Source organism: Nocardia heshunensis, from assembly GCF_054782115.1.
On record NZ_BAAGTC010000004.1, the window covers coordinates 1,238,313 to 1,263,538 of the forward strand.

General features: G+C 68.0%; 21 protein-coding genes and 3 tRNA genes. 15 read left to right on the forward strand and 9 right to left on the reverse strand.

Features of this window, described 5'->3' with window-relative positions; all coding sequences use genetic code 11:
• The first annotated feature begins 187 nt into the window (after positions 1–187).
• From ACYVN4_RS18365 to ACYVN4_RS18390, 6 genes are all read left to right on the forward strand, one after another.
• On the forward strand, positions 188–853 hold the full coding sequence (locus ACYVN4_RS18365; protein WP_379354260.1) for a TetR family transcriptional regulator: 666 nt from the start codon (positions 188–190) through the stop codon (positions 851–853).
• Positions 854–945: 92 nt separating this feature from the next.
• A tRNA-Glu gene (locus ACYVN4_RS18370) sits at positions 946–1,018 on the forward strand.
• A gap of 37 nt (positions 1,019–1,055) precedes the next feature.
• Positions 1,056–1,129 (forward strand) — tRNA-Asp (locus ACYVN4_RS18375).
• A gap of 59 nt (positions 1,130–1,188) precedes the next feature.
• Positions 1,189–1,262: transfer RNA gene (locus ACYVN4_RS18380), tRNA-Phe, on the forward strand.
• 105 nt (positions 1,263–1,367) lie between these two features.
• On the forward strand, positions 1,368–1,535 hold the full coding sequence (locus ACYVN4_RS18385) for a hypothetical protein (protein ID WP_460722533.1): 168 nt from the start codon (positions 1,368–1,370) through the stop codon (positions 1,533–1,535).
• Positions 1,536–1,661: 126 nt separating this feature from the next.
• Entirely contained in the window at positions 1,662–2,363 is a 702-nt protein-coding gene (locus ACYVN4_RS18390) for a polyprenol monophosphomannose synthase (protein ID WP_379355003.1), read from the forward strand.
• A gap of 13 nt (positions 2,364–2,376) precedes the next feature.
• On the opposite strand, the gene ACYVN4_RS18395 is transcribed toward ACYVN4_RS18390, so the two are convergent.
• Positions 2,377–3,894: an HAD-IB family hydrolase gene (locus ACYVN4_RS18395; protein WP_460722535.1), complete on the reverse strand. Its 1,518-nt coding sequence runs from the start codon at positions 3,892–3,894 to the stop codon at positions 2,377–2,379.
• Positions 3,891–6,278 (reverse strand): glycerol-3-phosphate 1-O-acyltransferase, encoded by a 2,388-nt coding sequence (locus ACYVN4_RS18400; RefSeq protein WP_460722537.1) that lies wholly within the window; start codon positions 6,276–6,278, stop codon positions 3,891–3,893. Before ACYVN4_RS18400 ends, ACYVN4_RS18395 begins: the two co-directional genes overlap by 4 nt.
• A 162-nt stretch (positions 6,279–6,440) precedes the next feature.
• Between ACYVN4_RS18400 and ACYVN4_RS18405 the strand changes: the two genes are divergently transcribed.
• Entirely contained in the window at positions 6,441–7,823 is a 1,383-nt protein-coding gene (locus tag ACYVN4_RS18405; RefSeq protein WP_460722539.1) for a salicylate synthase, read from the forward strand.
• Between the two features lie 21 nt (positions 7,824–7,844).
• Here ACYVN4_RS18405 and ACYVN4_RS18410 read toward each other — a convergent pair whose 3' ends face one another.
• Complete coding sequence (locus ACYVN4_RS18410) at positions 7,845–8,714, reverse strand: oxidoreductase (RefSeq protein ID WP_460722541.1); 870 nt, start codon at positions 8,712–8,714, stop codon at positions 7,845–7,847.
• 23 nt (positions 8,715–8,737) lie between these two features.
• Complete coding sequence (locus ACYVN4_RS18415) at positions 8,738–10,354, reverse strand: (2,3-dihydroxybenzoyl)adenylate synthase (RefSeq protein WP_460722543.1); 1,617 nt, start codon at positions 10,352–10,354, stop codon at positions 8,738–8,740.
• A gap of 122 nt (positions 10,355–10,476) precedes the next feature.
• Between ACYVN4_RS18415 and ACYVN4_RS18420 the strand changes: the two genes are divergently transcribed.
• Complete coding sequence (locus ACYVN4_RS18420; RefSeq protein ID WP_460722545.1) at positions 10,477–14,043, forward strand: non-ribosomal peptide synthetase; 3,567 nt, start codon at positions 10,477–10,479, stop codon at positions 14,041–14,043.
• Between the two features lie 55 nt (positions 14,044–14,098).
• On the opposite strand, the gene ACYVN4_RS18425 is transcribed toward ACYVN4_RS18420, so the two are convergent.
• Both ACYVN4_RS18425 and ACYVN4_RS18430 read right to left on the reverse strand, forming a co-directional pair.
• The gene (locus tag ACYVN4_RS18425; RefSeq protein WP_460722547.1) at positions 14,099–14,767 is read right to left on the reverse strand and encodes a disulfide bond formation protein B; all 669 of its coding nucleotides are present in this window, start codon (positions 14,765–14,767) and stop codon (positions 14,099–14,101) included.
• The gene (locus ACYVN4_RS18430) at positions 14,764–14,928 is read right to left on the reverse strand and encodes a DUF5993 family protein (protein ID WP_460722549.1); all 165 of its coding nucleotides are present in this window, start codon (positions 14,926–14,928) and stop codon (positions 14,764–14,766) included. Before ACYVN4_RS18430 ends, ACYVN4_RS18425 begins: the two co-directional genes overlap by 4 nt.
• A 158-nt stretch (positions 14,929–15,086) precedes the next feature.
• Between ACYVN4_RS18430 and ACYVN4_RS18435 the strand changes: the two genes are divergently transcribed.
• The 3 genes from ACYVN4_RS18435 (at position 15,087) to ACYVN4_RS18445 (ending at position 17,713) form a co-directional block, all read left to right on the forward strand.
• A complete protein-coding gene (locus ACYVN4_RS18435) occupies positions 15,087–15,968 on the forward strand; it encodes an oxidoreductase (protein ID WP_460722551.1) in 882 nt (293 codons plus the stop codon).
• 16 nt (positions 15,969–15,984) lie between these two features.
• Complete coding sequence (locus ACYVN4_RS18440) at positions 15,985–16,347, forward strand: PH domain-containing protein (RefSeq protein WP_460722553.1); 363 nt, start codon at positions 15,985–15,987, stop codon at positions 16,345–16,347.
• A 274-nt stretch (positions 16,348–16,621) separates the two neighbouring features.
• Positions 16,622–17,713, forward strand: a complete 1,092-nt coding sequence (locus tag ACYVN4_RS18445) for a 3-deoxy-7-phosphoheptulonate synthase (protein WP_460722555.1) — start codon at positions 16,622–16,624, stop codon at positions 17,711–17,713.
• A 149-nt stretch (positions 17,714–17,862) separates the two neighbouring features.
• On the opposite strand, the gene ACYVN4_RS18450 is transcribed toward ACYVN4_RS18445, so the two are convergent.
• Entirely contained in the window at positions 17,863–18,444 is a 582-nt protein-coding gene (locus ACYVN4_RS18450; RefSeq protein ID WP_460722557.1) for a GNAT family N-acetyltransferase, read from the reverse strand.
• 91 nt (positions 18,445–18,535) lie between these two features.
• On the opposite strand from ACYVN4_RS18450, the gene sigJ reads away from it, so the two are divergent.
• Positions 18,536–19,465, forward strand: a complete 930-nt coding sequence (gene sigJ, locus ACYVN4_RS18455) for an RNA polymerase sigma factor SigJ (protein ID WP_460722559.1) — start codon at positions 18,536–18,538, stop codon at positions 19,463–19,465.
• Between the two features lie 31 nt (positions 19,466–19,496).
• On the opposite strand, the gene ACYVN4_RS18460 is transcribed toward sigJ, so the two are convergent.
• A complete protein-coding gene (locus tag ACYVN4_RS18460; RefSeq protein ID WP_460722561.1) occupies positions 19,497–19,994 on the reverse strand; it encodes an LppU/SCO3897 family protein in 498 nt (165 codons plus the stop codon).
• A 357-nt stretch (positions 19,995–20,351) separates the two neighbouring features.
• Positions 20,352–21,896, reverse strand: coding sequence for an endoglycoceramidase I (locus tag ACYVN4_RS18465; protein ID WP_460722563.1), 1,545 nt, complete (start codon positions 21,894–21,896; stop codon positions 20,352–20,354).
• Positions 21,897–22,151: 255 nt separating this feature from the next.
• Here ACYVN4_RS18465 and ACYVN4_RS18470 point away from each other — a divergent pair, with 255 nt between their 5' ends.
• From ACYVN4_RS18470 to ACYVN4_RS18480, 3 genes are read left to right on the forward strand one after another with little or no spacing between them, the layout of a single operon-like run.
• Positions 22,152–23,810: a DNA repair helicase XPB gene (locus ACYVN4_RS18470; protein ID WP_460722565.1), complete on the forward strand. Its 1,659-nt coding sequence runs from the start codon at positions 22,152–22,154 to the stop codon at positions 23,808–23,810.
• A 37-nt stretch (positions 23,811–23,847) separates the two neighbouring features.
• Positions 23,848–24,516 (forward strand): DUF3239 domain-containing protein, encoded by a 669-nt coding sequence (locus ACYVN4_RS18475; protein ID WP_460722567.1) that lies wholly within the window; start codon positions 23,848–23,850, stop codon positions 24,514–24,516.
• A gap of 60 nt (positions 24,517–24,576) precedes the next feature.
• Positions 24,577–25,215 (forward strand): LysE family translocator, encoded by a 639-nt coding sequence (locus ACYVN4_RS18480; RefSeq protein ID WP_460722569.1) that lies wholly within the window; start codon positions 24,577–24,579, stop codon positions 25,213–25,215.
• Positions 25,216–25,226: the final 11 nt, after the last annotated feature.

A 25,226-nucleotide genomic window follows, 5' to 3' on the forward strand; every position in this document is an offset into this window, starting at 1 on the left:
CTGCGGTGCACCCGGGCGGGAAAAACTATACCAGTTGGTGTGTTTCAAGTTTTTCGCGCTTTTTCGTACCAAAGGTTTGGTAATTCGGGGCGAAGCCCCATTTGAAGTATTTGAAAGACACGTAACTTTGCGTCGAGGCCGGGGAACCGGTCGGCGACGGTTAGCTAGCTTCGGAGGCGTTTCGAGCATGGCACGGCAACAGGAGCGGGCCCGCCGGACACGCGCGGCGATCATCAGGTCCGCCGCCGTTGAGTTCGGGAAGAGCGGCTATGCCGCTGCATCGCTCAACCGCATATTGGAAGGTTCCCGGGCGACCAAGGGGGCCATGTACTTTCACTTCGACTCCAAGGAGGATCTGGCACGCGCGGTACTGGAGGCGGCGGTCGACCGCTATCGGGTATCCACCGAAAGGTGGCTCGCCAGAACCGATCTCGGTCCACTCGACGTGCTGCACGGCATGATCGACGAGATCGCGCTGCGGCTGGAGAACGACATCATCATCCAAGCCGAGTTCCGGCTCATCATCGAGCCCGAGTTCTATCGAGATATTCAAGCCGGCGGTGGCCGCATTCTGGGGCGTGCCATTCGGCAGCTCGCGGTGAAGGCCACGGAGCACAAGCAATTGCGCGCCGACGCCGACCCGGATCGCTTCACCCGGACCCTGGCGGCCGCGTTGGCGGGTCAGCGTTATATCGCCGATGTGCTGGCGGGTCCGGCGGATCTGCGTGCCCGGTTCGCCGAGGCGCTCGAGGTGATCGTGGATGCCACCGCGACCCCCGAGTGGATCGAGGAGTTCCGGCGCGTCGGCTGGCGGGTGTCCGCAAAGCTCGAAGATCTCAACTTGGGACTCTGACCAGCTGATTTGGGAATAACGCGGAGCCTGTCATAAGCTATCTCCGCTCCCAACGGAAGCCGTTGAGCAAACGGTCCGGAGAAATCCGGCGGGCCCCCTTCGTCTAGCGGCCTAGGACGCCGCCCTTTCAAGGCGGTAGCGCGGGTTCGAATCCCGTAGGGGGTACAACGGTGGAAACACCGTTGTAGGAGCACAGTAGCAAGGCCCTGTGGCGCAGTTGGTTAGCGCGCCGCCCTGTCACGGCGGAGGTCGCGGGTTCGAGTCCCGTCAGGGTCGCAAGACTTCTCATCACGAGAAGTGAGTACAAAGTTTGGCATTCGAATCGGGTGCCTTTCGGCCAGGTAGCTCAGTTGGTACGAGCGTCCGCCTGAAAAGCGGAAGGTCGCCGGTTCAATCCCGGCTCTGGCCACAAGATCTGAGAGACCCCCTCCACTGGAGGGGGTCTTTCGGCGTTCCGGGGGTTCTTCGCGTGTTTTCGGGAGTCTCGTTCTGATCTTGGTGCCATGCTGGATTCATGGCTGACGATCAGTGGTACTTCTGCCTCAAGCATCATCGGGCCGAGCAAGGCAAGCAGCATTGGTTCGCGGAGCGGATGGGTCCGTATCCGGATAAGGCGACAGCCGAGCGGGCGTTGGATATTGTGCGAGAACGAAATAGGCGCGAGGACCAAGAGAACGACTGACGCCTGAGCGATGGGGGTGAGCGTGCCGAGTCGGTGCGCTCACGAGGCACTCAGGTGGACCAGGTACGGTTTCGTAGCCAGAAAACGACCAAGCGGGAGGGTAAAGCCTTGAAGGTCACCGTGGTGGTGCCGACCTACAACGAGCGGGAGAACCTGCCGGTGGCGGTGGAGCGGCTGACCGCGCTACCGGTGGCCGACCTGCACGTGCTGGTGGTGGACGACAATTCGCCCGACGGCACCGGTGAGGTGGCCGACAAACTGGCCGCCGACCTGCCGAACGTGGTGAGCGTGCTGCATCGCACCGAGAAGGACGGCCTGGGCCGCGCGTACATCGCGGGCATCACCAAGGCGCTGGACGAGGGCGCGGACGTCGTCATCCAGATGGACGCCGACCTGTCGCACCCGGCCGAGGTCATCCCGGCCATGCTGGAGAAGCTGGAGACGACGGACGCGGGCGTGGTGCTCGGATCCCGTTACGTCCCCGGTGGTTCCACCGCCGCGGAGTGGAAGTGGTACCGCAAGGCGCTCTCCGCGTGGGCCAACTTCTACGTGAACATGATTCTGCGCCTGGGCGTCAAGGACGCGACCGCCGGATTCAAGGCGTGGAAGGCGGATACGCTGCGCGCCATCGATGTGGCCTCGATCAAGTCGAACGGCTACTCGTTCCAGGTCGAGATGAACTACCGGACGGTCAAGAAGGGCATCGCCATCGCGGAGGTGCCGATCCGCTTCGAGGAGCGCACCCTGGGTGCGTCCAAGATGAGCCTGAAGGTGCAGCTGGAGTCCGCGGCCATGCCGTGGAAGCTGCTGTTCGGCCGGGCCGTCTAACTTTTCGGGCCGGCTAGCCTTTCGGCCAGTGGAGCAGCGTGTCCACGAACAATTGACGGACACGCTCCACATCGGCATCCATATCGGACGGGTCCCAGCCGCCGACATCGATCGGCGGTAGCACGGCCACGTCCACCCGGCCCTTGCGGATGACGGCCGAATTGCGCCAGGCGATTTCACCGGCATTGCGGATCACCACCGGGATGACCGGCACGCCCGCCTGGATGGCGATGTGGAACGCGCCCTTCTTGAAGGTGCCTACGCGCGGCGTGAGCGAGCGGGTGCCCTCCGGCGCGATCACGACCGACAGTCCGCCGCGCAGGGTTTCGACGACCGGTTCCAGGGCGGCCTTGGCGGCCACCGTGTTCGCGCGGTCGATGAAGGTCACCTCGACGAATCGCATGAGGGGACCGAAGATCGGGTTCTTGGTGATCTCCCGCTTGGCGATGCCGGTGAAGCCGGTGCCCAGCACCTCGGCGAGCACCACGATGTCGAATTGGCTCTGGTGGTTGAAGATGAACACCGCCGGGCGCGGTGAGCGCGTGTGCTCGGCCCCGAGGACACGGACCTTCACCCCGGTGCCGCGCAGGGTCGAGTCTGCGGCATAGGTCATCATCGAATCCGCCATCTGGCGGCGCTGTTTGGTGTGCGCCTTGGCGGCGACCCCGAACAGGGCCCCGCCGAGCAGCCCGGTCAGTCCGGCCACGGTGCGGACGTAGTCGATGGCCCGGGGCGACTGCCGGGGCCGGAAATGCAGGACCGGCCAATCCTTTTCGGCGGCCTCCAGGACCACCCGCGGATCGGGGTTGACCGCGACCGGGTGCCCGGCGGTGTGCAGCAGCGGCAGGTCGGCGGCGCTGTCGGCGTAGGCCCAGCTCTGGGTCAGGTCGAGATCGTGGGCGATGGCGAAGCGGCGGACCGCGTCGGCTTTACCGTTGCGCCACAGCGGTTTCCCCTCCACATGACCGGTGAGGACGCCGTCCTGCACGGCCATGGCGGTGGTCAATACATGCTGGATCGAGAGCTCGTCGGCGACCGGCTGCACCTGGTAGCGGGTGACCGAACTGACCAGCACCAGGGTGTGCCCGGCGGCCTCGTGCTCGCGCACCAGCCGCCAGGCCTCGGGGTAGATGTGCCCGTACACGCTGTGCGCGAAGATCTCCCGGCCGACGGCTTCCAGATCGGATTCGGCGACTCCGGCCCACCCGTACATCACATTCTGCAGGAAGCGTTCGTACTCGCCCTCGCTGCGGGCCCCGCGAATGCTGCCCAGCAGTCCGGCGGTGAGCGCGCCCTGGGTGCTGCTGCGGCGCAACAGGCGTCGCGCCAGCGGCGGCGGGTTGAACCCGTTCACCACGGTCCCGCCGAAGTCGAAGACGGCGGCGATGCGCGGCCCTTGCGGTCCGGAGCGCACCGCCGCGAGCGCTTCATCGAGCGTCATCGCCCCGACGGGCCGCTGGGTGACGCCGACGCCGGGCCGGAGCGGCAGCGCGGGACGGCCCGCCCCGATTCCCCGGACCCGGTGTGTCATAGCGCTTCCAGCCGATTGGACGGGTCGAGGGTGGCGGCGCGCGAAATGCGCGCGCCGATGGCCCGCAGTTCGGCGGCGAAGCGGGCGCGGCGGGCGGCCAGGTCGGCGGGATCGTCGGTGGGCGTGAGCAATCCGTGGTTGTCGGCGAGTTTGACCGCGCTGCCGAACAATTCGGAGGACACCGATTCCGGGCTGTGCAGCCGCTGTTGCAGCAGCATCTGTTTGCCGACGTGCAGGCATTCGTCGATGAGCGCCTTGCGGTCGACCTCCAGTACCGGGTCGCGGGCGGCGAGGCGTTCGGCCACCACCAGTTGTGCGTCGAAGAACGAGCGCAGCACGCGGTGCGCCATCATGAACCCGGATTCGGCCAGCTTGGCCAGGATTTCGGAGCCGACGGTCCCGGCGGCGGTGCGGCGGTGCCATTCCGGGTCGACCAGCAGCATCTCGGTGGTGAGCTGGCTGGTGAACTCGGCGCGTTCGGGGAAGAAGAACTCGAACTTGAGCAGGTCGCGCAGCCGGTAGGCGGCCTCCCAGCCGGTGCGCAGTTGATCGCCCTCGGGCGCTTCGACGGCGCTGAGAATGGCCAGCTCGAGGATGGCGCGATTGACGAACCAGTGCACGGCGCTGTTGCGATAGAACGCGGCTTCCAGGTGTGCCCCGGGATTGATGGCGTACACCGGTTCCAGCCCGCCGCGGTAGACGGTCACCACCTTCGCGATGGCCAGCTGTTCGAGCACCACGGCCAGCCGGTGATCCTCACGCAGCGTGGCGATTTCGCCCTGCGGCAGGTCGCGGTTCTCGACGTAGCCGAGCACGGGCTCGATGGCGGTGCGCAGTTCGCGGCGGGTGAGGGCGCGTTCGTGCACGCCCAGCAGCACCAGGGTGGTGAGCGCGTTGACGGTGACGGGGGTGACGTCGTTGATGCCGACGGCGACCTCGAAGGCCAACTGCTGCACGGCTCGATGCTCGAGCGCGGCCAGGTGCTCGAGTTCGGAGTTGTCGTCGGTGACCGGAATCGCGTGTGCCGTCAGCGGATCTCCGTGCACGGCCAGCCGTTCCCGCGCCGAGAGCGGGGTCCCGAAACGGATGTACACGTGCCCGGCGGAGTGCTGCTGGTTGCGGACGTAGCGGGCCAGCCAGGCCAGGCCCTCGGCCTGCTTGCTGCCGCCGGTCTGCTCGTCGGCGATTGCCCCGATCTCGTTGAGCCGCTCGTAGGTGATGGAGACCGGCACCAGCATGACGTCGTCGATGCGTTTCGAACGCAGTGCGGCCGCAAGGTAATTCAGCAGGCCGTAGCGGGGCGGACGGAGCTTGCCGGTGCGGGTGCGGCCGCCCTCGAAGTACCACTCCAGGTTGAAGCGCTTGGCCAGCAGGTAGGCGAAGTACTCCTCGACGACGGCCTTGTACACCTCGTCGTCGCCGAAACTGCGGCGGATGAACACGGTTCCGGTGCGGCGCGCGATCGGCCCGATCGGCCAGAACTTGAGATTGGCCCCGCCGACCACGTGATTGGGTGGGAAGTCGTTGCGCGCCAGGATGTCTCCGAGTACGAAGGCGTCCACGTAGGAGCGGTGCGAGGGCAGGAAGACCAGCGGATAGCGCCGGTTGAGGGTGCGCAGCCGGTCCAGCCCGGTCTCGTCGGAGTCGACCTTCCAGGTGGAGGCGTGCACCGGCCGCATGGCCTGGGTGAACAGGTCCGACACCAGCCGCGACTGGGCGGCGACGAGTTCGCGCAGCCCCTTCTCTGCGCGCCGGTACACCTCGCGCGACGCGAGGCCGGTCTCCTCGGCGATGGCGTCGAGCCGCCGCAGGAACTCCGGCGAGTCCAGGATCTCCTCGACCACCAGCCGCGGCACCTTGTACCGGTCGCCGATGACGGCGCGTTCGGCGCGTTCCAGGGCGACGATGCCCGCGCGCACGATGGCGCGGCCGAAAGTGTCGGGGGCGGCGGCGGATCCGGGATTGTTGGCGCGCAGCTCGCTGAGCCGGGCGGGCTGTCCGGTCAGCACCAGGTGCCGGTCGGGGGCCTTGCTGAGCAGCCGCCGTTGCATGAGCCGGTTGGGTTTGCGGGGGTTGGTGAGGGTGACCAGATCGCTGAAGGTGGTGCGTCGCACGCCGTCTCGTTCCGGCGGCAGCCACAGCACGCGGACCGGAACCACCAGCGGGTCGTCGTGGCGTCCGACCAGCCGGTCGGTGACGGCCACCGGATCCAGGTCGATCTGGGTGACGGGCGCGGTGGTGCCGAACTCCTGGGTGATCCCGCCCTCGGCGAGCCAGTGTCCGATCAGTTCGCGTTCCACCGGCGAGGTGGCGTCGACGAGTGCGACCACGGAATGCGGAGCGGTGAGCGCGGCTTCGGGGAGCCGGCTGTCATGATCGAGCATCTTCGTTACCTCCGCATGAGCCGCTGATCTCCATTGAATCCCAAACGCGAGCGGAGGGTCGGTAGGTCGCGCAATTCGCCGGTCGGGGCGGGGGTTTCGGGCGAGTGCGAGGTGCCGCGTGATCGAGGTCGCGATCGAGCCCTCCCCACATCGAGGAAGGTAATGCTAACCTCACTCAACAACTTAGGTAAGCATAACCTTGGAGGTCTGGTGTCGGTCGCTGACGAACGGGTACGGCTCGCGGGGGAGCAGCGGTGGGGCGAACACGTCACCGATCCGGTCGCGGCCGTCTCCGCGCTGGCGGCGGCGGATCGCTTCGGCGAATACGTGGTGTACGAACGACCCGGAACCTGGGTGTTCGCGGCCGACCCGATCGGCGGGGTCGAACTCGACGCCAACGAACTGCGGGTCAGCTGGGACGGGCACACCACCGCCGGACCGTGGACCGGCAGCCCCGCACAGGCCGTCGACCGGGCGCTGGCCGGGCTGCCGCTGGGTGAGCGGAATGCCTACGGCTGGATCGGATTCGAGTTCTGCGCCTGGTCGCTGGGTGCGACCGAGCACGTGCACCCGCGGGCGACGCTGGCGCACTTGATGATTCCGCGCATCGAGGTGCGCATCGACTCCTCGGGCGTCCGCGTCTCGGGCGCGACTCCCGCCGAGACCGGCGACATCCACGAACTGATCGCCGCCGCCCAGCGCGGCGCGCTGCCGCAGGCACACCCCGTGGACGTCACCGTGGATCCCACCGGTTACCAGGACCGGGTCGCCACCGGCGTCGCCGAGATCGGGGCGGGCAAGTACCAGAAGGTGATCCTGTCGCGGAAGGTGGAACTGCCCTTCGCGGTGAACATTCCGGCCACCTACCGCCTGGGTCGCATGCACAACACGCCCGCGCGCTCGTTCCTGCTGCGCCTGGGTGGCCTCGAGGCCGCGGGCTTCAGCCCGGAACTGGTGGCGGCCGTGGACGGCGACCGCGTGGTCACCACCGAACCGCTGGCGGGCACCCGTGCCTTCGGGCGCGGCGACGCGGTCGATATGGCGGCGCGTGCCGAGCTGGTCCGGGATCCGAAAGAGATTGTCGAGCACGCCATTTCCGTGCAGACCTCTTTCTCCGAGATTGCGGCGGTCGCCGAGCCCGACACCACCGCGGTCTCCGACTTCATGGCCGTGCGCGAGCGCGGCAGCGTGCAGCATCTGGCCTCCACGGTGCGTGGCCGCCTGGCGGCGGACCGCAGCCCGTGGGATGCGCTCGAGATGCTGTTCCCCTCCGTCACCGCCTCCGGCATCCCGAAGGCCGCGGGCGTGGACGCCGTCTTCCGCCTCGATCACGATCCGCGTGGGCTGTATTCCGGTGCGGTGGTGACGGTTTCGCCCGACGGTGCGCTGGAGGCGACGCTGGTGCTGCGCGCGGTCTATCAGACCGGCGCGGGCGCGTGGCTGCGTGCGGGTGCCGGTGTGGTCGGCCAGTCCCGCCCGGAACGGGAGTTCGAGGAGACCTGCGAAAAGCTGGGCAGCGTAGCGCCTTACGTCGTGCGCGCCTGATCCGCAGTCCCCGGCGTGGGGTCAGACGCGGAATTCCACGCCGGTCAGCCGCTCGGACAGCTCCCAGAGCTGCCGGGCGGTTTTTTCGTCGTGGGAGGCGGCATTCGAGCCCACCCGGGCCGGGTGCCCGCGCCAGTTGAACTTGTCGGGCCCGTAGTAGCCGCCGGGTTCGACGTCGGCGGTGGCGGCGTACAGGGTTGGCAGCGCGCCCATCTCGGCGCTCTGCGCGATCAGCCGATTGCCCAGTCCGACGATCTGTTCCAGCACGTTCTGGGTCTCGCCGCTGATCTCGGTGGCCGCGTAGCCGGGATGCGCAGCCACCGACAACTTGTCCGAGCCGGTGATCGCCAGCCGCCGCTGCAGTTCGTAGGTGAACAGCAGCATGGCCAGCTTGGACTGCGCGTACGCGCCGAAGCGGGAGTAGGCGCGCCGCTTCCAGTTCAGGTCCTCGAGATCGATGCGGCCGATGAAGTGGGTGATGCTGGAGGTGTTCACCACGCGCTGCGAAATCCGGTCCAGCAGTAGGCCGGTCAGGGCGAAGTGGCCGAGATAGTTGGTGCCGATCTGCAATTCGAAGCCGTCGGCGGTGGCGCGCTTGGGCACCGCCATCACGCCCGCATTGTTGATCAGCACGTCGGCCCGTTCGACGGTGTCGGCGAAGGCGCGCACCGAGGCCAGATCGGCCAGATCGAGTGCCCGGATGTGCACGTCCCCGGGCATGGTCCGGGCCACCGCCTGCGCCTTGATCTCATTGCGGCAGGCCATGATCACCTGCGCCCCGGCGGCGGCCAGCGCCCGCGCGGTGGCCTCGCCCAGGCCGCTGGTGGCGCCGGTGACGATGACGATCCGGCCCGTCTGATCCGGAATATTCGCTGTGCTCCACCCGCCCATAGATGAACTCTATGACGAGTGCGTCAGATACGCGCGGCGAGGGCCTTCTTGTCGATCTTGCCCACGGCCGTGACCGGCAGGAAGTCGGCCTGCCGCAGCACATCCGGCAGCTTGTAGGTGGCCAGCCCGCGCTCGGTCAGGAAGGTCTTGACGGCGGGTAGCGACGGGAGCTCGCCGGTGGTCACCAGCACCACGCCGACCTTCTCGCCCAGCGCCGGGTCGGGCAGGCCGACGGCGGCGGCGTGCCGCACACCCGGGTAGGCGAGCAGGTGCTCCTCGAGCTCGTCGCAGGAGATGTTCTCGCCGCCGCGATTGATGACGTCCTTGATGCGGCCCGACACGATCAGATGACCGCTGGGCAGGCGGCGGACCAGGTCGCCGCTGCGATAGAAGCCGTCGGGGGTGAAGGCGCGCGCATTGTGCTCGGGGGCACGGTAATAGCCGCGCAGCGTGTAGGGGCCGCGGGTGAGCAGCTCACCCTCCGCACCGTCCGGGACGTCGCGGCCGTCCTCGTCGACCACCCGGACCTCGTCGGCGGGGGACAGGGGGCGGCCCTGCGTGACGCAGACCAGGTCTTCGGAGTCCTCGGCACGCGTGTAGTTGAGCAGCCCCTCGGCCATGCCGAACACCTGCTGCAGCCGCACGCCCAGGGCGGGCGCGACCTCGCGGGCATTCACCTCCGCCAGCTTCGCGCCGCCCACCTGCAGCAGGCGTAGCGAGGACAGGTCCGCGTCCTCCCATTCGACTGCCGCGCACCATAACTGGGCCAGCGGGGGGACCACGGCGGTGACGGTGACGCGGTGCCGCTCGATGGCGGCGAAGGCGCTCTCCGGGCTGGGATCGGTGACGAAGGCCATCGCCCCGCCGGTGGCGACGGTGCCCAGTACGCCGGGGCAGGCCAGCGGGAAGTTGTGGGCGACAGGGAGTGTCGCGAGGTACACGTCGTCCGGGCCGAGTTCGCAGACCTCGGCGCTGGCCTGCGCGTTGTAGGCGTAGTCGTCGTGGGTGCGGGCGATCAGCTTGGGCAGGCCGGTGGTGCCGCCGGAGACCAGCATGAGCGCGATATCGGAGGCATCGACCATCGGGAGGGAATCACCCTCGGCGGGAATCGAATTCAGGTCGGTGAACGGGCCGGGATCGCCGAGGATCAGCACGTGCCGCAGGGTCGGCACGCGCTCGCTCACCTCGGCGGCCAGGGTGCGGTAGTCGAAGTCGCCGAGGCGGTCGGCGGCTACATAGGCGACTGCGCCGGAAAGCCTTGTCAGATGCTCGATCTCGGCCCGCCGGTGGGCGGGGAGGGTGAGGACCGGGATGATTCCGGCGCGCAGCAGCCCGAACAGCATCGGGATGAACTCGGCGACATTCGGGAGCTGTACCACGACCCGGTCGCCCGGCCGGATGCCGAAGCGCAAGAAGCCGTGGGCCATTCGATCCGCGGCGCGATCGAGTTCGGCGTAGGTGGTCGCGGCCTCGCCGAGCAGCGCGGGCCGATCGGGCCACCGGCGGGCCGTGTCACGCAGGAGCTCACCCAGCGGATTTCCCGCCCAGTAACCGGCTTCCCGGTACTGCTCGGCGAGGTCGGCGGGGAACGGGACGAACCCGTTTCGGTGGTCCGTGGCGGCGGTTGCATTCGATGTCACAGCTCTGACCTCTAGCTAGTAAGGGTGGCCTTGCAAAGGTTAGGCAACCCTATATCAATGGGTTACGCTGCTGTCGAAGCACATCCGAATGCCCTCCCCTCGAACAAGGAGTACCAGCGGAAATGGAGTCACCCCAGGGGTCAGCGGCGAGCATCGCCCGGGACGAGATCCGCGCCGCCATCGCGGCACACCTCACGCTCGACCCGGCCGCCATCGGCGATCAGGACGACCTCATCCAGCTCGGCCTGGACTCCATCCGCACCATGAAACTCGCCGGCGCCTGGCGCAAACGTGGCCTCGCCGTGAACTTCGCCCAACTCGCCGCCGAACCCACCCTCGCCGCCTGGCACCGCCTCCTCGGCGGCACCGACGAGCAGGCTTCCGCCGCGGAGGCGACCGGGCATCGCGCGGACATGGCCTACCGCGACGCTATTGAGGCGACGAGGAGCGGCGAGACTGAAATCGCCGACGACGGTGAGCCTTTCGCGCTCGCACCCATGCAGCACGCGTACTGGATCGGCCGCTCCGACAGTCAGCAACTCGGGGCCGTCGCGGCCCACCTGTATGTCGAATTCGACGGGGCCGACGTGGATTCCGAGCGGCTGGGCGTGGCCGTCGAGGCGCTGGTGCGACGGCATCCGATGCTGCGGACTCGGTTCCTGCCCGACGGCACCCAGCAGACGCTGGAGCGGCCGGGCCGTCAGGTGTGGAGCGTCACCGACCTGCGGGCGGCCGACGCGGAGTCGGTGGAGCGGACGCTGGAGGAGCTGCGGGACAAGCGCACTCACCAGCTCATGGCGGTCGAGGACGGGCAGGTCATCGACATCGCGCTCAGCCTGCTGCCGGACGGTCGTACCCGCCTGCACCTGGACGTCGACATGCTCGCCGCCGACGCCATGAGCTACCGCATCCTGGTGGCCGACCTGGCTCGGCTCTACCACGGCGACCAACTGCCGGCTCAGACCTACACCTTCCGCCGGTACTTGGCCGAACACGCCGGTCCCGCACCGGAACATGACGCAGACCGCGACTGGTGGCAGGCCCGTCTGCCCGAGCTCCCCGGTGCCCCTGAGTTGCCGCGTGCCTCCGAAACCGCTGCCCAGCATGCTGATCGGGCCGCCCGGACCGTGCGGCTGCATCGGTGGCTGTCGCCGGAGGACAAGGCCCGCATGTTCGCTGCCGCGCATGAGCGCGGTATCACCCCGGCCATGGCGCTGGCGTCGGTGTTCGCCGAGTCCATCGGTGGGTGGTCGGCGCAGCGCCGGTTCCTGCTGAATCTGCCACTGTTCCACCGGGAACCGGTGCATCCGCAGGTGGATGGCGTGGTCGGCGACTTCACCTCCTCGGTGTTGCTGGAGGTGGACGTCACCGAGCCCGCTACCGTCACCGACCGGGCCCGTGCGTTGCAGCGTGAATTGCATGCTGCCGGTGCGCATTCCGGTTACTCCGGCCTCGAGGTGCTGCGGGATCTCGGCCGTCTGCGCGCCGAGCCGGTGCTGGCCCCCATCGTCTACACGAGCGCCATCAACCTGGGCGAACTCTTCGCCGACCAGGTCACGGAGACCTTCGGTGATCCGGTCTGGATCATTTCCCAAGGCCCGCAGGTTCTCCTGGACGCCCAGGTCACCGAGGTCCGCGGCGGCCTGCTGCTGAACTGGGACGTGCGCGCCGACGCCTTCCCCGCCGACCTGGTCGAAACCATGTTCACCCGCTACATCGACGCCGTGCTGCGGCTGGCGGGCAGCGTCGAGTCCGACAGCCGGGCCGGGTGGGAAGCGGAAGCGGCAGTGCGGATTCCCTTGGAACAAGCGGTGGTTCGCGCTCGCGTGAACGCCACGGACGGCGAGGTGACGGGGCGTGCCCTGCATACCGGACTGTTCGACAACGCTGCCACGAATCCCGAAGCGCTCGCCGTGATCTGGGAGTCCGGCTCGGAAACCAGGACGCTCAGCTACCGGGAGTTGGCCGCCGAGGCGCTGGCCGTGGCCGGTGCGCTGCAGGCCGCGGGGGTGCGGCCGGGGGATTCGGTCGCCGTGCAGTTGCCGAAGGGGCCGGATCAGATCCTGGCTACCGCGGGCGTGCTGGCGGCCGGTGCGGTGTATGTGCCGATCGGGTTCGATCAGCCTGCCGCCCGGCGGGCCGAGATCCTGCGCACCGGCGATGTCGTCGCGGCCCTCACGGCCGGGGCGGAAGTGCCCGAGGTGCGGACCGTGGTGCTGGGCGCGGCCCGAATGCACCCGGAACCGTTGGCCCGGGCCGTGATTCCCGATCCGGAGGCCATCGCCTACGTGCTGTTCACCTCGGGCTCCACCGGGAAGCCCAAGGGTGTGGAGGTGCCGCATCGGGCGGCCATGAACACCATCGACGACCTCAACGAGCGGTTCGAGATCGGAGCGGAGGATCGTGCGCTTGCCTTGTCGGCGTTGGAGTTCGATCTGTCCGTCTACGACATCTTCGGCCTGTTGAGCGCCGGTGGCGCGGTCGTCGCGCTGGATGAGGGACAGCGCGGCGAACCGGGCCGCTGGGTGGAAATGATGCGGCGGCACGGGGTTTCGGTGCTGAACTGTGTGCCCAGCCTGCTGGATATGGCGCTGGAGGCCGCGGCCGGGACGACGCTGGACAGCCTGCGGATGGTGATTCTCGGCGGCGACTGGGTCGATGTGGCGCTGCCGGGGCGGCTCGCGGCGGTGGCGCCCGAATGCCGGTTCGCCGGCCTGGGCGGCGCCACCGAGACCGCCATCCACTCCACCATCTGCGAGGTGGTGAATGCCGAAGTGCCGCAAGAATGGTCGGCGGTGCCCTACGGCACCCCGCTGCGGAATGTGCGCTGCCGGGTGGTCGGTCCGTCGGGGCAGGACTGCCCGGACTGGGTGACCGGCGAACTGTGGATCGGTGGGCCGGGCGTGGCCGCCGGGTACCGTGGCGACGCCGAGCGCAGCGCGGACCGGTTCGTCTCCCACGAGGGCCTGCGCTGGTACCGCACCGGCGATCTCGCGCGGTACCTGCCGGACGGCTGCCTGGAATTCCTGGGCCGCGCCGACCATCAGGTCAAGATCCGCGGCTACCGGGTGGAGCTCGGGGAGGTGGAGAGCGTGCTGCGCGGCCTGCCGGGCGTGCGGCACGCCATCGCCTCGGTGATCGGTGCGACGGCACCCAAACTCGCGGCCGTCGTGGTCGCCGAGGAGGGCGTCACGCTCGCGGCCGGAGCGCTCGCCGAAGCCGCGGCGAACCTCTTGCCCGCCTACATGATTCCGAGCCGCATCGAGCTGCTGGCCGACCTGCCGTTCACCGGCAACGGCAAACCGGATCGCAAGGCCATCGCCGGGCTGCTGGCCGCGGAGGAGAACGATGGCGAATTCCGCGCGCCCCGAACCGATGTCGAGCGCGCCGTGGCCGACATCGTGGCCACCGTGCTCGGCCGGGATCGGGTCGGTGTCAGCGACGACTTCTTCGCCCTGGGCGGCGATTCCGTGCTCGCGACCGCCGTCGTCGCCCGGGTGCGGGACTGGCTGGACTCCCCGGACACCGTGGTCGCGGACTTCTTCGCAGCCCGCACGGTCGAGGGACTGACCGCGCGGCTACTGGAACGGGAGCGCCGCGCGGGCACGCCAAAGCGCCTCGACGAGGTGGCCCGCCTCTACCTCGAGGTGGCGGCCATGTCCGACGACGAGATCCTGGCCCTGTCCTGAAAAGCATGATCCCCGCGCCCTTTTCGCCGGGCGCGGGGATCGGTGAGGCCGAGGTTCAGTGGTCGGCGGGAAGGACGCAACCACCGTCCAGAATGCCCAGATCGTGCAGCAGCTTGTAGCAGGCCGGGTCGTCGGGCAGCACCCAGTGGAAGCCCTCCAGGAAGAACGTCGCCACCAGATTGATGACGATCACCAGTCCGAGGAAGCCGATCGCCAGCAGTCCGATGGCGCGATGCGGCCCGGTCGTCGGAATGGTCTCCGACGCCGTCTCGTGCGAGAACGCCAGCACCACACCGATTGTCGTGATCGCCGCGACGAACAGCACCCACGCCCACACGTACAGGTGCAGGCCCAGCACCGCGCCGCCGTAGCCCTTGTCGCCGGGCAGGATGTGCAGCATGGTCTGCCGCCAGGCGGTGAAACCGCCGCCGAAGCAGGCCACGATGGCCAGCCCCCAGCCCATCATGTAGTCGCGTCGCACGATGGTCCCCGTCATGGCCTTGCGCACGATGTACGCGCCACCGAGCGCGGCCAGCATCATGAAATAGCGCTGCAGCATGCACAGCGGGCACGGGTAGTCCCAGGTGCCGAACTGCACGCCGAGGCCGCCGCAGACGACACCGGTCCAGCCGACGATGAAGATGACGGCGAGCCAGTACTGGACCTGGCCGAGGACTCCACCGCCGCTGCCGGTTCCGGTGGTCTCGGACTCGGTGGCGGTCACCATGTGTAGCCCAGTCCGAGGCTGCTGGTGATGTGGTACTTCAGCAGTCCCGCGCACAGCAGGACCACGATCCACCAGGCCGCCAGCACGCGCCGCCGGGATCCGTCTTTCCAGATCAGGAAGAGAACACCTAGCAAACCCGCGAGTATCAGCGTGTCCATAGGCGCGGACGCTACCGGTTGTGCAGGTCAAAGGGGTTGAAGGCGAAGCGGACACGCCGCGCCCGACCACCCCGATCGAGCATTGGCAAACGTTCGGATCGGGGCCGGTTCCCGCCGACACCGGACGGGCGCGCCCCCGCGCCCCTAGACTCGACCCCGTGAGCGGCTGGGACATCTCCGACATCCCCGATCAAGCGGGCCGGACGATCATCGTGACCGGAGCCAACAGCGGGCTGGGCGCGGTCACCGCGCGAGCACTCGCGGGCGCCGGGGCCAAGGTGATCATGGCGTGCCGCAATGAGGTCAAGGCGCGGTCGGTGGCCGACGAGATCGGGCCGAACGCCCAGGTGCGGCGGCTGGATCTGGCCGACCTCGCCTCGGTGCGCGAATTCGCCGACGGCATCGACGGCGCCGATGTGCTGATCAACAATGCGGGCGTGATGGCGGTGCCGCTCAAGCGCACCGCCGACGGCTTCGAAACCCAGTTCGGCACAAACCATCTCGGCCATTTCGCGCTGACCGGGCTGCTGTTGGACAAGATTCGCGACCGGGTGGTCACGCTGTCGAGCGGCATGCACGCCATCGGCCGGATCGATCTCGAGGATCCGAACTGGGAGCGGCGCTCGTATCAGCGTTGGGCCGCCTACGGGCAGTCCAAGCTTGCCAATCTCATGTTCGCGCGGGAACTGCAGCGCCGCTCGAGCGCCGCCGGATCGGCGAAGGTGTCGGTGGCCGCGCATCCCGGGTACGCCGCCACCGAACTGCAGGGCCACACCGAGTCGCTGTACGACACGCTGATGTCCATCGGCAACCGGATCTTCGCGCAGAGTGCCGAAATGGGCGCGCTGCCAAGCCTGTTCGCGGCGACCGCCGAGGTCGAGCCGGGCGGGTTCTACGGGCCGACGGGTCTGCGCGGCATGCGCGGCTACCCCGGGCCGAGCACCTCCACCGCCGCCTCCAAGGACGAGGTGACCGCGCGGCGGCTGTGGGAGCTCTCCGAGCAGTTGACCAAGATCAGCTACCCCTTCGTGCGCAAATAACCGGGAGCCGGGAGACATGAGCATTCCGATCGACCGGCGCGACCAATACGACAAGATCAACGAGGGGCTGCTGCCCGGCGAGCAGATCCTGGCGGTCTACGACGCCATCGGGGTCGGCACCGGGTTCCTCGGGCTCACCGACCGGCGGGTCATCATCCAGGACAACTCGTTCGTCGGGAAGAAGATCGCGATCACGAGCATCCCGTACGCGCGGATCTCGAGCGTCAGCATCCTGACCAACAAGTCGTTCGCGGGACAGTTCTTCTCCTCCGGGCACATTGCGATCAGCACCGGCCACCACACCTACGAGGTGGAGTTCCGCGGCGACGAGAAGACGCGCCATGTGCACGACGTGATCCTGCACTACATCCTGCGCTGAGCTACTCATTTCCCAGGGTGCTGAGCTGGGGCGTCTCAGCATTCGGGACGAAATTCCCAGTGATCGTGGCGCACGCCACAGGCGCGAATCGGGATCTCTGGTACTGTCCGAGCCATGCAGCGTGTGTATTTCTGGTTTAGCCAGCCGGCCCCGGGTGGGTCGCGCGGCGCTGACCTGCGCTGACATCCTCCACCCCGAGCCGGACGAAAACAGACCGGCTCCAAGGGAATTCGAAGCGAGATTCCGCGGGTCGGCCTGAGAACAGGAACCCCCGATGACCAGCATCGATCTCGACAAACACGCCGATCTCGACGATCAGCGCACGCTCAGCGTCAGCCCGCTGAGCTCGCCGCGTGAGATTCGTGCCGCCCATCCCATCGACGACACCCTCGCCGACATCGTGCGCGCCGGCCGCAAGGCCACCGTGGACGTGCTCAACGGTGACGACGACCGCCTCATGGTGATCGTCGGCCCGTGCTCCGTGCACGATCCCGAGGCCGCCATCGACTACGCCCGCCGTCTGGCCGCCAAGGCCGCCGAACTCGACGACCGGCTGCACATCGTCATGCGCGTCTACTTCGAGAAGCCGCGCACCACGCTGGGCTGGAAGGGTCTGATCAACGACCCGCACCTGGACGGCAGCTTCGACATCAACACCGGCCTGGACCTGGGCCGTCGCCTGCTGGTCGACATCACCGCGCTGGGTCTGCCGGTGGCGTGCGAGTTCCTGGATCCGATCACCCCGCAGTACATCGCGGACCTGGTCGCCTACGGCGCGATCGGGGCGCGCACCGCGGCCAGCCAGGTGCACCGCCAGCTGTCCTCGGCGCTGTCCATGCCGGTCGGCATCAAGAACGGCACCGACGGTGACGTGCAGGTCGCCGTCGACGGCGTGCGCGCCGCGGCCGCCTCGCACGTGTTCCCCGGCACCGACCTGGACGGGCGTTCCGCGCTCATCCGTACCGCCGGCAACCCGGACTGCCACGTCATTCTGCGCGGCGGCTCCAACGGCACCAACTACGACGCCGCCTCCTGCGCGGAAGCACTGCTCCGCCTGGAGAAGTCGTCGCTGGCGCAGCGCCTGGTCGTCGACGCCTCGCACGGCAACTCCAACAAGGACCACAACAAGCAGGTGGATGTCGTCACCGATATCGCCGACCGCATCGCTGCGGGCGAGAACACGGTGGTCGGCCTGATGATGGAGTCCTTCATCGTGGCGGGCCGCCAGGACCTCACCCTCGGCCACTCGGAGGACCTCACCTACGGCCAGTCCATCACCGATGCCTGCATCGACTGGGACACCACCGCCACCCAGCTCGAGCGGCTCGCCGACGCTGTCGCCGCACGTCGCACCGCGCGCGGCTAGCCACTACGGCCTGCAGGTAGGCCCTGGACCCGCACCCGCTCGTTGCGAGTTCGCCTCGCGCTGAACGAGTCCGGCGTGCACACTGAGTTCGGCCCACACCCAGTCCGGCGGGTGTGGGCCGAACTTTTTCGTTGTCCGGGCGGTGTGGCTCAGACGCCCGGAGGCCAGTGCGGGCTGGGTGTCGCGGGGTCGGCGCGCAGGCGGCCGGCGACCCAGATATCGCGGCGGGTGCCGCGCTGCATGCCGCCGCCGCGGATCAGGCCCTCGTAGTGGAAGCCATTGCGGCGCGCCACGGCGGCCGAGGCGTGATTGCCGGTGAAGGCCCGCCACTCCACCCGGTCGAAGGCCAGCGCGGCTGGATCGAGTCCGGCGGCGGTGACCAGCCCGGCGGCGCGGGTCATCAGGCCGCGGCCGCGGGCGGTGGGGGAGAGCCAGAAGCCGATCTCGGCCAGATTCTCGTCGCGGCGGGGATAGAGCGGGGACAGGCCGATCATGCCGATGACCGGGCCGCGGTCGCCGGGGCGCAACGCCCAGGTGGGGCTGCGGGTGGCCCAGCCCGGACCGACGATGTCGTAGATGAACTTCTCCGCGTCGGCCCGGTGATACGGGACCGGCATGGTGGTCCAGGCGCCGATGGACGGCTCCTGGCACAGGGCGGTGATGGCGTCGATATCGGAGACGGCGGGCGGCGACAGCCAGACCTCGCCGTCGGAGAGGAATTCCGCGTCCATGCGGTCATGCTGTCACGGAAACGGGCGGGGGCGCACGGTGTTTCCTGCCCGGTGGCGAGGGTGTCACCCGCCGGTCGTAGGATCGAGGACGATGGTTGCCGCTCTTCTTGCCGACTTGTTCGAAACGCATCGGCCGCATCTGCTCTCGGTGGCCTACCGGCTCACCGGCAGCGTCAGCGACGCCGAGGATGCGGTGCAGGAGAGTTGGCTACGCCTGTCGGTGGCTCGCCAATCCGAGATCGAGGACCTGCGGGCCTGGCTCACCACGGTGGTCAGCCACATCTGTCTGGATCGGCTGCGCAGCGCGGCGGTGCGGCGGGAAAAGTATGTGGGGCAATGGCTCCCGGAGCCCATCGTCACCGCGCTCACCCCCTCCAGCACCCCGGATCCACTCGCGACGGTGGTGCGCAAACAGGAATTCCGTTTCGCCGCAATGGTGGTGCTGGACACCCTGACTCCGCCGCAGCGCGTGGCTTTCGTACTGCACGACGGCTTCTCGGTGCCGTTCGGCGAAATCGCCGACATCCTCGGCATTTCCGCCGACGCGGCCCGGCAGCTGGCGACCCGGGCCCGCAAGGCCGTGGCGGCCGCCCCCGCTCCCGTCACCGACGACGAGCACAGCGCCGCCGTGCAACGCCTGCTGGCCGCGCTGGCCGCCGGAAACGTGGATGCCATTGTGGCCGCGCTACATCCGGATATCCGCACCGTCGGGGACGGCGGCGGATTGGTGTCCACCGCGATCAATGTGATTGCGGGCGTGGACAAGAACGCGCGCTTCTGGATGGGCCTGCGGCGGCGGTTCGGCCTCTTCGACCCCGCCTACGTCGGACCGGCCCGCGCACTCGAACCGGTCCTCGTCAACGGCCAATGGGGCATCCTGGCCCACGAATTCGCTTCCCACGACGGGCAGCCCGGCAGCCCGCCGCGGGTGTACGGCTTCACCGTCCGCGACGGGCAGGTCTGGGGCGTCTACGACGTGGTCAACCCGGCCAAGCTCAAAGGTATCCGCGTACCGCACTGAGGGCATCCGGGTGCCGCACCGAGCGGTGTCATCACTTGGGGCTGCCCAGGCAGAAGGTGGTCTTCGGGTCCGGGATGGTGCGGAAGGCGATGGTGGTGCTGGTGTCGCAGGCGAATTCGTCGGCCTGGCCGTCGATCCGCTTGATCACCTTGAAGGACGCCTCGGGCGCGGTGCACGCGGCGAACTTGTAGGTGTTCTGGTTCTCGTTGTAGCAGGAGCCTTCCTTGAAGTTCGGGGTCAGGCACAGCGACGCGATCGTCGTGCTGCCGGACTTCTCCTCGTAGGAAGTCTGCCCCTCCTTGCACGTGGTCGTGGTGTCGTACACCGCGGCCACCTTGTACACGGCCTTCTCGTCCGAGCAGTCGATCGGCGTGGTCTTGGAGTCCGACGCCGAGCCCTCGATGACGTTGATGCAGTCACCCACCTTGGACTTGGCGGTGTCGGATTTACCGGCATCCTTGAGCGCCGAACATCCGGAAACGGCCAGTACGGCCACGGCCACCGCCACGAGGGCGAGTACGAGGCGCACGAGAGTCCTCGTTCCTGCGAACTTCACTAGCGAAAACCTTTCTCACCGAACAGTTCACGGCTGTGAACGCGGTGAGAATACCTGTGCGGTACCCGCAGCCGCATCCGACGTGCGGGTTATAGCCGTACCGCATAGGGTTCGAAGCCCGCGGAAACCTCAGTGCACCATGTGCATCGCGAGCATCGACATGTTGATGAGGATGACGGGCAGGACACTGAGGAATGTCAGGCCGAGTGTGTTCACTGTCGTACCTCTCGATCGGGAATAATTTGGGCGCACGTCCAAAACTGTGCACTCGCTGTGTGTCGCTTCGCGCCGATGGCTCGTTACACAAAGCACGTCAACGGGTTTCGCGGATCACCCGGCCGAACCGGACCCCGAACCGCTGTCCGCCGAGCCGGTGCCCGAACCACTCGCCGAGCCGCTGTCCGCGGAGCCCGTACCGATCGGGCCGCTGGGCACGGTCGCGCCCTTGGAGCCCGGCCGATTGATGTAGACGGTCACCAGCGTGGACGCGTCCGCCGCCACCGTGACCACGCGGGCGTTCGGCGCCGAGGTGACCCGGCCGCCGTCGACCCGCACCGTGTACCCGTCCGGGTAGTGCAGATCCGACACGTAGATCTCGGTGACCCCGGCACGCGGCGTGTAGCGGTAGGCGAAGTCGCCGGTGTCCGGGTCGAAGATCATCCGGCCGGGCGTGCCCGCGGTGGCCCGCGGATAGGTGCGCACCAACTGCCTGCCGACATCACCGAGGAACGGGTCGGGCTTCGGGCCGCTCGGGCCGAAACTCGAGGCGTAGTGCCAGTACTGCCAGCTCACGAACCGGTTGTCGGCATTGACGAGGGTATTGCGCAGCACGCTCGCGTCCCCGTCGCCGAATTCGGTGACCAGCGTGGGCAGGTGGGTGCGTGCGGTGAAGGCGTCGATATTGCTCCAGGTTTTGCCCTGCTGTGGCGGGCACAGGGCGCGCAGGAAGGCGGGCAGACCCGAATAGATGGTCAACTGGCTGGGGATGCAGTAGTCGTGCGGTGCGAACGCGATGTCGGGCGCGCTGATCGGCGGATTCTTGCCCAAGTTGGTGGGCATGGTCTCGTTCCAGGTGACATTGGGTTCCCACAGCACCATCAGATCGCCGTTGCGGCCGCGCACCGCATCGGTCAGCTTCTGCATGGCCGCTTGATATTTCACGTCGAAGCCGGGGCAGCCGTTGGGGTAGCAGCTCAGGAACGCCGAACCCGGCCACGGCTCGTTGAGCAACTCGATGCCCAGTGCGCCCGGGTGGCCGCTCACCCGCGCCGCGAGCGCACCCAGCGCTTCACCCAGGTAGTCGAGGACTCCGTAGGTGTTGTTCCAGACCTCGTCCCAGCCCTGGTTCATGCTCGGCATCAGATAGAACAGCGGGAACCCGACATTGGGTTCACCGGCTCCGGGGCGCGCGTGGATGGACCATTCCGGAAAACCGTTGCCGCCCCACACTTTCGACAGGCCGTCCTGGTGATTGTCGAGCAGGGTGTGAATCCCGTACTGCGCCAAGGTATCCACGACCCCGGCGATGCGGTCGAGGTAGGCGGTGTCGATGACGCCCTGGGTCGGCATCAGTCCGTCGAACGAGACGCCGAGGCGGACCGTGTTGAATCCGTGCCGCGCCAGCAGTGCCGCGTCGTCCGCGGTGAGGGTGAAGCCGTCGCCGGGCTCGATGTAGGGCGGCTCCTTGTCGACATTGTTGACGCCGTGCAGCACCACGGCTCGGCCGCTGTCGTCGACGAAGCCGGTCCCGTCGGTGTGGATCCGCTCGATGCTCGGGTCGGCCGACGCGACACCGGGTGTCGCGATCGCGGCCACGAGTACCGCGGCGACTACAGCGGCGAGCTTCCATCGATTCCGGGCTGTGTTCCTGCGCATCGGCACCCCTGTTCAGTTCGATTAGATCAATCGTCCAAATGGTCAAGCGTCCAAGTTTTGGGTGATCGTAGCCACAGAAACTCGGGTCTTGACCGTTTTCGGCGAATCCAATGCCTCCGTGACCGGCCCGGACCTCCGCTGTCAGCACTGTATTTTCTTCTTTTCGAGAACGGGGACGCAGGTCACGTGGCCTTGTCGGTGGGTTCCTGGAGAATGGACCAGGCTCATTCGAGCCGAACAAGCCAGGAGGTGCTCGTGACCGACGGTCCACTCATCGTGCAGAGTGACAAGACCCTGCTGCTGGAGGTCGATCACGAGTCGGCCAATGCCGCTCGGCAAGCCATCGCGCCGTTCGCGGAGCTGGAACGTGCGCCCGAGCATGTGCACACCTATCGGGTGACCCCGCTGGCGCTGTGGAACGCGCGCGCGGCCGGGCACGACGCCGAGCAGGTGGTCGACGCCCTGGTCAACTTCAGCCGGTACGCGGTCCCGCAGCCGCTGCTGGTCGACATCGTCGAGACCATGGCCCGCTACGGACGGCTGCAGCTGATGAAGCATCCGGCGCACGGGCTGGTGCTGGTCAGCCTGGATCGCGCGGTGCTGGAAGAGATCATGCGGCACAAGAAGATTCAGCCCATGCTGGGCGCGCGCATCGACGACGACACGATCATCGTGCACCCGTCGGAGCGCGGGCGGATCAAGCAGATGCTGTTGAAGGTGGGCTGGCCAGCCGAGGATCTCGCGGGTTATGTCGACGGCGAGGCGCATCAGATCGACCTGGACTTCGAGTCCAGCGAGTGGCATCTGCGCGACTATCAGGAAATGGCCGTCGACTCCTTCTGGGCGGGCGGGTCCGGCGTGGTGGTGCTGCCGTGTGGCGCGGGCAAGACCATGGTGGGCGCGGCGGCCATGGCCAAGGCCAAGGCGACCACGCTGATCCTGGTCACCAATACCGTGGCCGGGCGGCAGTGGCGGCGTGAACTGCTGGCCCGCACCTCGCTGACCGAGGACGAGATCGGCGAATACTCCGGCGAGCGCAAGGAGATTCGGCCGGTCACCATCGCGACCTATCAGGTGGTCACGCGCAAGACCAAGGGCGAGTACCGGCATCTGGAGCTGTTCGACAGCCGCGACTGGGGTCTGGTCGTCTACGACGAGGTGCATCTGCTGCCCGCCCCGGTCTTCCGGATGACCGCGGACCTGCAGTCGCGCCGCCGACTGGGCCTGACCGCCACCCTGGTGCGTGAGGACGGCCGCGAGGGTGATGTGTTCTCGCTGATCGGCCCCAAGCGCTACGACGCGCCGTGGAAGGACATCGAGGCGCAGGGCTGGATCGCCCCGGCCGACTGTGTCGAGGTGCGGGTCACCCTGACCGATGCCGAGCGCATGGCCTACGCCACCGCCGAGCCGGAGGAGCGCTACAAGCTGTGCTCCACCGCGCGCACCAAACTGCCGGTGGTGGAGTCGATTCTGGCGCGGCACAAGAATGCGCCGACCCTGGTGATCGGGGCCTACCTGGATCAGCTGGACGAACTGGGCGAGCATCTCAATGCCCCGGTCATTCAGGGCTCCACCCGCACCAAGGAACGCGAGGAGCTCTTCGATGCCTTCCGGCGCGGGGAGATTCCGGTGCTGGTGGTGTCGAAGGTGGCCAACTTCTCCATCGATCTGCCGGAAGCATCTGTGGCCGTGCAGGTTTCGGGCACCTTCGGCTCGCGGCAGGAGGAGGCGCAGCGCTTGGGTCGGCTGCTGCGGCCCAAACACGATGGCGGGCAAGCTCACTTCTATTCCGTCGTCGCGCGTGACACGCTGGACGCCGAATATGCTGCGCATCGGCAGCGTTTCCTTGCGGAGCAGGGGTATGCCTATCGCATCACCGATGCAGACGACCTGCTGGGGCCGACGATAGGATAAGTGGAGGAAGAGCCTCCATAAGGCGGGAGGGACGCACGTGCGGCGCTTCGAATTCACGGTCGACCGTGAGCATGCCCGAGCGGTCAACGAGGTCGTCGCATACCTGCGCCGACTCCGGATCTGGGCGTACACCGCGGCCATCGGCCTCGGGCTGGGTGTCGCGTTCCTGGTCTGGGTGAACCATCCGTGGTCGTGGCTGCTGGCGGTGGCATTCCTGCTGGCCGCGGTCACGGCCCTGTTCATCGGGTACTGGATGCCGCATCGCGGGCGGGTCGACAAGCTGTACGCGGCGGGGGACCTGGTGCCGGCGGTGGTGTCGGAGACGCACGGCAACGGGGCCACCCTGCTGGCCCTGGTCGACCTGGCCAAGCCCAGCGCGCAAGGGCCGCGCTATGCGCTGGTGACCCGTACCGTCCGTTCGCTACCGGGGCATCGGGCGCGGGCGGGGGAGCGGGTGCCGGCGGTGACCGTGCGGGTGGATCGCGCGCCCGGACCGGTCGGTGACCTGTGGCAGACGGTGAGCGCCATGCCCATCGCCTGGGGGACGCGGGACCTCAACGTCATCGAGAAGGCGCGCGGGGCGATCACCGAGGTCGAGTGGAAACTGTTGACCGACAATCTGGATCTGGCCGACAAGGTGCGCGGGGCCGACGCCAAGCGGCTGCTGCTGGACCCGCAGCAGCTGCCGGAAGAGCTGCGCGGCTGACGGTTTCGCGCGACAAGAATTCCAGGCGACAGGGATTCCCGCGCGAAATAGAATGATCCGATGATTCCCGCCGCGAACTTGCTGGCGTTCCTCGTCGCCTCCATAGTCATTGTCATAATCCCCGGTCCCGGTGTGCTTTTCGTCATCGGGCGGGCCCTCACCTACGGGCGGCGCGCGGCGCTGCTGTCGGTGATCGGCCATTCGATCGGCGTTCTCGTGATCCTCGGGCTGGTGGCCGCCGGGCTCGGCACCATCCTCGCCGCCTCCGCCATCGCGCTCACGGTAGTGAAACTCGCCGGCGCGCTGTACCTGATCTACCTGGGCATTCACGCCTTCCGCGAGCGGGGTTCGCTGCGCGAGGCGTTCGAGGCCAAGGCCGAGCCGATGAGCAACCGCCGGGCCATGCGGCAGGCCGTGCTGGTCGGGCTCACCAATCCGAAGGCGATCATCTTCTTCTCCGCCGTGCTGCCGCAGTTCGTGGCGCCCAAGTCGGGTGCGGTCCCGCTGCAGATGCTGGTGCTCGGGGCGGTCTTCCTGGTGGTCGCGCTCATCTCCGACTCCGTCTACGCCCTGCTGGCCGGGACCGCGCGCAACTGGTTCGCGCGCTCGCCCAAGCGGCTGGAGGCGGTCGGCGGCGCGGGTGGTGTGATGATCATCGGACTGGGTGCGAGCGTGGCCGTGTCGGGCAGCACCAGCTGAGATGTGCGCCG